This window comes from Burkholderia sp. Ac-20349 (assembly GCF_017104865.1).
Taxonomy (GTDB): Bacteria; Pseudomonadota; Gammaproteobacteria; order Burkholderiales; family Burkholderiaceae; genus Burkholderia; species Burkholderia aenigmatica.
Genome location: NZ_JAAGPM010000245.1, coordinates 1 through 6,471, shown reverse-complemented (window position 1 = coordinate 6,471; position 6,471 = coordinate 1). Strand labels below are relative to the sequence as shown.

General features: G+C 63.5%; 7 protein-coding genes. 5 read left to right on the top strand and 2 right to left on the bottom strand.

Going from position 1 to position 6,471, the window contains the following annotated elements:
• Positions 1–1,047 (top strand): PLP-dependent aminotransferase family protein (locus tag G3N61_RS37525; protein ID WP_241018097.1); only part of this gene is annotated, 1,047 nt, incomplete at its 5' end.
• 94 nt (positions 1,048–1,141) lie between these two features.
• Positions 1,142–1,546 (top strand): hypothetical protein, encoded by a 405-nt coding sequence (locus G3N61_RS37520; protein ID WP_241018096.1) that lies wholly within the window; start codon positions 1,142–1,144, stop codon positions 1,544–1,546.
• A gap of 4 nt (positions 1,547–1,550) precedes the next feature.
• Here G3N61_RS37520 and G3N61_RS37515 read toward each other — a convergent pair whose 3' ends face one another.
• Both G3N61_RS37515 and G3N61_RS37510 read right to left on the bottom strand, forming a co-directional pair.
• Complete coding sequence (locus G3N61_RS37515; RefSeq protein ID WP_205824938.1) at positions 1,551–1,979, bottom strand: hypothetical protein; 429 nt, start codon at positions 1,977–1,979, stop codon at positions 1,551–1,553.
• A 788-nt stretch (positions 1,980–2,767) separates the two neighbouring features.
• The gene (locus G3N61_RS37510; protein ID WP_043191096.1) at positions 2,768–3,325 is read right to left on the bottom strand and encodes a sugar O-acetyltransferase; all 558 of its coding nucleotides are present in this window, start codon (positions 3,323–3,325) and stop codon (positions 2,768–2,770) included.
• A 375-nt stretch (positions 3,326–3,700) separates the two neighbouring features.
• On the opposite strand from G3N61_RS37510, the gene G3N61_RS37505 reads away from it, so the two are divergent.
• The 3 genes from G3N61_RS37505 to G3N61_RS37495 all read left to right on the top strand — a co-directional run.
• Entirely contained in the window at positions 3,701–4,291 is a 591-nt protein-coding gene (locus tag G3N61_RS37505) for a DUF3304 domain-containing protein (RefSeq protein ID WP_043191094.1), read from the top strand.
• A 53-nt stretch (positions 4,292–4,344) separates the two neighbouring features.
• Complete coding sequence (locus G3N61_RS37500) at positions 4,345–5,052, top strand: hypothetical protein (RefSeq protein ID WP_205824936.1); 708 nt, start codon at positions 4,345–4,347, stop codon at positions 5,050–5,052.
• Positions 5,053–5,375: 323 nt separating this feature from the next.
• Positions 5,376–6,471, top strand: a 1,096-nt coding sequence (locus G3N61_RS37495; RefSeq protein WP_205824935.1) for a trypsin-like peptidase domain-containing protein, incomplete at its 3' end; no start/stop codon positions are given.

Genomic DNA, 6,471 nt, shown 5'->3' with positions numbered 1-6,471 from the left:
TTTCGCGGGGCGAGCCCGCGCTTCCAGGGCGAGAACCTCGCGCACAACCTCGCGCTCGTCGACGCGCTGCGCGCCATCGCCGACGAGAAGGGCAGCAATCCGGCGCAGGTCGCGATCGCGTGGGTGCGCTGCGATCCCGAGCAGATCGTGATCACGGAAGGCGCACAGGGCGCGATCGCGCTGTGCGCGCAGTTGCTGACGAACCCGGGCGATACGGTGTGGGTCGAGGAGCCCGGCTATCGCGGCGCGCGCACCGCGATGCAGGCGGCCGACCTCGACGTCGTGCCGATGCCGGTCGACGCCGAAGGGTTGCGCGCGGATGCGGACGACTGGCGCGAGCGGACGCCGCGTCTCGTCTACACGACGCCGTCGAACCAGTTCCCGACCGGCGCGGTGTTGTCGATCTCGCGCCGGCTCGCGTTGATCGATGCCGCGCGCCGGCATCGCGCGTGGATCATCGAGGACGACTACGACAGCGAATTCCGGCACACCGGCGAGCCGATCGGCGCGATGCACGGGCTCGCACCCGATTCGCCCGTCGTCTATCTCGGCTCGTTCAGCAAGACGATGTTTCCGGCGCTGCGGATCGGCTTTCTCGTGCTGCCCGATGCGCTGCTGGCCGCGGTGCGGCCGGTGCTGCCGGAAATGCTGCGCGGCGGGACGCGCCACGTGCAGCTCGCGCTGGCCGATTTCATCGAGACGGGCGAGTACGGCCGCCATCTCGGCCGGATGCGCCGGCTGTATCGCGACCGGCGGCGGTTGCTGCTCGCCGCGCTCGACGGCAACCTGAGCGTGCCGCATGAGATCGAGGGCGGGCCGTGCGGGCTGCATCTCGCGCTGCGGCTGCCCGCGCGCTACCGCGATCGTGCGATCGTCGACGCGGCGCGCGAGCACGGCATCGGGCCGTTTCCGCTGTCGGGATTTTCGATCGATGCGGCATCGGCGGGCAACGGGCTCGTGCTCGGCTTCGGCAACACGTCGGCCGACGCGTTCGAGCCGATGTTGCGATTGCTGTCGGCGATCGCGGAGCGGGTGGGCGGAGATTGAGGGCGGGTGGCAGGGTGCGCGGGTTATGTCACCCGTTGCCGATGATTTCCGCTACCGTATCGCCTCCGATTTCACCTTCTTTTCCTGATCGAACGTGCTCACACCTTACAGATTCTTTGCGCTCGCCGGTACCGCATGCGCGTTGCTGGCCACCGCTGCCGTCCATGCGCAATCCACCCAGGACGGATTCATCTGCAATACCGACAAGCATCACATCGTGATCGATCGCGCCGCGAACGGCACGTTGAACTACCGGGCCTGGAACAAGCCGCACTCGGTCGATCGCAAGCCGGACGTCGAGTTGCACGGCGGCACGGAGGAAACGGTCGGCACCGACCCGTGCGTCAATACCGACTGGACGTTCAAGCGCGGCAATGTCGAGTATGTCGTGGCGGACAACGCTCGCTGCTCGGAAGGCAAGCCGCCGCGCAATGCGAACGGGATGGTCGTCGTGTCGATCAACAAGGAATTTGCGGCGCGCTACTGGTGCATCAAGTAGGGGGCTATTTTTTTGATGTCGAAAATAGGCGATGACAGGCGTCCGAATCGAGCAATACGCGCCTGTTCTTGTCGATATCCCAGACTCCCGGATACGCATTCTGACTGCAGTCAATCTGGCCGTTGGGCGCGACGTATCGACCGTCTGGAGAGAGGGTTGAGGAGCCTGCACCCCCGGAGGCGGTAAATGCCGTCTCCTGCAGTTGATCGACTCTCTTCCCGGTGATGTACGCGCCATCGAGGCTGATCAGGTTTTTCTTGCTCCCGATCTTTGCAACGGTCGCGAGATATGCGGTGGGCTGGGTGCTCACGAAATCAAGAGATATGTATATCCCTCTTGATACATTGATGTCCGATAAAGAACCAACGCCTTTGGGGATTTGAGTGACGTGGATGGGCGTTTCTGCCCGACAAGTCATGAGATCCGACGTCAATACGAATCCTCTGTCGGACACAATTACGGCCTTTCCGTCGGCGCTCTCTACTGAGGATGTCGGTGTGATGCCAAGGTTGCAACTCGAGCTTCTTCCATTTTTAGATGTGCTGATGTGGCTCCCGTTAATTGAATATTCGGTTTTTGCGCACGCGAGTGGTGCGTGGGTTGATGTGCAGAAAAGCATTGCGACTGGCAAGAGATAATTCCGGATAAGTATGTTTCTCGGGTGTATCTCCTTCTGGGTTTTCGTCATTTTTAAATAATGTGCCATTGATTTGTTGCGTGACCATTCGTGTTGATGGGGCGCTGCTTCGTTATTTGGCGGTGGCGGCGCACGCTATTTTATCGAGCTATAGGTGATGCAGGGTTGAATTTTTAGTCGGCGGTTGATGAGGCGTGTTCGCCTCCTGTTGATTTATTGCTTCTGTGTTTCTTTCTATTCTCAATGAGCCGGGCTTTAGGGTTTCTGCCTTGTAAGTTCCGTCGCAAGAGGCTATCGCGCCAAATGCATTCATGGTAAGCATTAGGATTGTTGGAGCGAAAGTAAGTTTTTTTATCATGTTGTTCGCCTGGTATCTCGAGTCTCTCCCCAGGGATCAGGTCGGGATTGATGGTCATAGGGGTTCACTATCGCGGATGACAGTGGTTCCGAAACACGAGCATGTACCTCAATAGGGGCGCTGGCAATCATGTATGACAAAAAACCAGGTCCTTGAATGGGCGACGTGCAATCCCGTTTCGTTTCCTCTTTCCTGGAGTTCGTTGGGCCGTTTCTCCGACCCGACCTCAATCACCAATCGACCGAATGACCTTCGCCGGATTACCGCCCACCAGCGTATTTGGCGGCACGTCCCGCGTGACCACGGCCCCTGCGCCGATCACCGCGTTTTCGCCCACCGTCACGCCACCGATGACCGTTGCGCCGGCACCGATCCACACGTTGCGCCCGATCGCGATCGGCTTCGCGACGACGGCGGCACGCCGCTTCGACGGTTCCAGCGGATGGCCGGACGTGATGAGGCTCACGTTCGGCCCGATCATCACGTCGTCGGCGATGTCGAGCCCGCCGAGATCGTAGAACGTGCAGTTCTGGTTGACGAACACGTTGCGGCCGACCGTGATGTCGGGCCCGCCGGTCGTATAGAACGGCGGAAGCAGCAGAAAGCTGTCGTCGACCGGCTTGCCGATCAGTTCGCCGAACAACGCGCGGACTTCGTCCGCATCGTCGAACGACAGGCGGTTGAGGCGGGCGGTGAGCGCCATCGCGCGTTTGACGTTCGCGAGCATCGTCGCCGATTCGGGCGTTCGTCGGGGAATGAGGAGGGTGCGGTCGTCATGCGGCATGCACGGGGATCCTGTCGGTCGGCATTCACTGTTCCGGGTTGACGCTGCATTGTCGCGCTGCGCCGCCCGCTTCTGGAAGGCCGGTAGCGGCGAGCCGGCAGCCGTCAACGAGCCCGTTTTTCGTACAGCGACCAGACGCGACAACCGGGGCCCGGAGCCTGGCTCCCGGTACGGCCCTGCGCGGATGAAGCCAGGCGACCCGCAGCACGCGCATCACCTTGCGTTGTCGCGTTCGAGCCGATGTTGCGGATGCTGACGGCGATCGCGGCGAAGGTGGGGGGGATTGACGCGCGGGTAACCTTACCCGTTGCCGGTGATTTCCGCTACCGTATCGCTTTCGATTTCACTTCGGGATTCCGACAAGAGAATCGCGTCATGAATGTGCGAGCTGGATCGGTGATGACCGTCGTTCGTCTGGCCGTTTTCCTGGCTGCCTGCGTGACGGGAGCCGGGTGCTCTCGCGAGACGGATCATGCGGATCCGCAAGCCGCTACGGCGGCCGATGAGGCCGGGATCGGGCTGAAGCTGAACGCGCTGAACTACACGGACGTGCCGATCGGTACCTTCTTTGTCGACGGCACCTGGGGCGGGAATGTGGCCGCCCGTATCGGCAGCGCCGGCGGCGGCATCACATGCTGTGTGTCCGTTCCGGAAAAATGGCGCCCGGGATTGACGGTCGATGTCGAATGGCGCAACGACGAGATGTTCAAGCGCGATCCGCATGCACTGGCTAGCCGGGTCGTGCCGATCGAGCCGTATGGTTCGTTCTCGGACGGCTATCTGTGGATCGTGTTTTTCCCGGGGGACAGGATCAAGGCATACGCGTCTCCGTGGCTGCCGGGCGCACCGGAATTTCCCGAGGGATTGCAGGTTCCGAGCAAGGCGTGTCCGGGCCACTTCACGGTATTGAACAGCAGCCGTGACTGCCCGACACCGGACAAGGGAATGGCGAGGGCGGCGAGATGAGTGTTCGTGTTGCGGCCGCCGGGCGGCCCGATGCCGGCGTAGCGATTCCCGGCGTGCAGGATGCGATGCCTCGCGGGCTTCATGACGACGACAAAAACATGCCCCGGCGCAGGAGCGGTGAAATGAAAGTGCAGGTCATCGGTCTGTTGCTATGTTCCATTCTTGTCGGCGCGAGCCATGCGCAGGCGCCGGTATCGGGAAACGTCATGAGCGCGGATGAAAGAGCCGCAGCCATTCGGAGCGCCTTCAGCCCGACCGCGCGTGTCGATGCATTCAAGTCGCACATCGATTTCGACCGGAAGTTCGCGACCGACGATGGCCGGAAGATCGTCGCGTTCGACTGGGGCAAGCTTGCGACCCAGCGCGTCCCGGGTTTGAATGCGCTGAAGATCGAGCATTTCGAACAGCCTGTCGACGAAACCGGGCCGCTCAAGGATTTCCGGATGTTTGTCTTCAACGGCCGGTTCAACGGAGCACGCGTGTCGATCACGGTTGCGCAGGCCAAGGATCGCTTCGAGGCGGCGGATTATTTTCTCGACGAGACAACTTTGCCGACGATCTCGTACGTGCCGTTCGAGACGAATCCCGATCCGCTCGGAAGCGTGTCGGTCCAGAGCGCGATCCCCGGTCCCGGGCTCGGACTCGTGTGGATCTACAAGAACCTGTGCCTGGTCGTGTCAGGGGCGCCAGCCGGCGCGGTCCGGGATCTGAGTCGACGCCTGCAGACGCTGGCGGAAGCCCACACGGTCGATTCGATGTGATGGCGGGCGATCGCTCGCCTCCCGGGGATCGTCGGCCTCCACGTCGAGCGACGCTCAACGTCGCGCGCATCCATCGCGCCACCTGACACGCACCACCCATCGCCACGCACGACAATCGGACTTGTGCGGATTGACGAACCGCGCACTTTGTTCGAAACGAACGCCGTCGCGGCTCCGCGCGTGATGCGCCGCCCCGTATTCGGGTTTCGATTCGTATGTTCGAACAGGCCGCTTGGACTATAAATGGATGCGTGTACCGGGGTTTGTCGGGCGCCTGCGCGTCTCGCGCATGTCGGCGCCGTGACTCCCGGGGGAGGTGCACCGTGGTTCGCCAGACGCTTGCTCGCGCCGTGCTTCGCACCGCGTTGATCGGGGGCGTGTTTGCCGGTTGTTTGCTGCCCCCGCCGGCCGTCCTCGCCGGAACGGTCTCGCCGCCTGTCACGCCACACCCGATGAAGCAGCGTCCGGCTGCTGCGCCTTACGCGATGCCGGTCGATTTTCCGGCGATCGTCGACCGCTACGGCCCGGCGGTCGTGACCATCATGACCGCCGCACCCGACCAGCAGGCCGGCGGCCCGTCCTTCGCAATCCTCGATCCCGACGATCCACTCGCCGCGTTTTTCCGGCACGACGCGCCGCCGCCCGCGCAAGGCCCGCAGGCACCGGCACAGGCGCCTGCACCCGACACGTCGCCGCGCGCGGTATCGGGCAGCGGCTCGGGTTTCATCGTCAGCGCCGACGGCCTGATCCTCACGTCGGCGCACGTGGTCGACGATGCGACCGACGTGACGGTACGGCTCACCGACCGCCGCGAATTCAAGGCGACGGTGCTCGCCGTCGATCCGCAAAGCGACGTCGCCGTGCTGCGCGTCAACGCGACGAAGCTGCCGTTCGTCCGTGTCGGCGATTCGTCGAAGGTACGCGCGGGCGAGCCGGTGATGACGATCGGCGCGCCGGACGGATCGGGCAACACGGTCACGGCCGGCATCGTCAGCGCCACGTCGCACCGGATGCCGGACGGCAGCGCGTTTCCGTTCTTCGAAACCGACATCGCGCCGAACCCCGACAACTCGGGCGGCCCCGTATTCAATCGCGCGGGCGACGTGATCGGCATCGCGGTGCAGGTCTATACGGGCGCGGACCGCTACGCGAGCACGACGTTCGCGATCCCGATCGCGTTTGCCGCCAAGGTGCGTGCGCAACTGCAGAAGCAGATGCAGGCGCAACAGCCCCAGGCGCCGGACGCGTCGTCCGGCAACGCGCTCGGCGTCGACGTGCAGGATGTCGGGATCGGGCTGGCCGCGGCGTTCGGGCTGCCGCGTCCGGCGGGTGCGCTCGTCAACGGCGTCGCGCCCGGCTCGCCGGCCGCCGCGGCCGGCGTGAAGCCCGGCGACGTGATCGTGAAGCTGGGCGACAAGA

Bases quoted from the DNA above. Each gene is read 5' to 3' on its own strand.
- G3N61_RS37510 (WP_043191096.1), bottom strand. From the start codon at position 3,325: ATGCCGCATGACGACCGCACCCTCCTCATTCCCCGACGAACGCCCGAA.
- G3N61_RS37505 (WP_043191094.1), top strand. From the start codon at position 3,701: ATGAATGTGCGAGCTGGATCGGTGATGACCGTCGTTCGTCTGGCCGTT.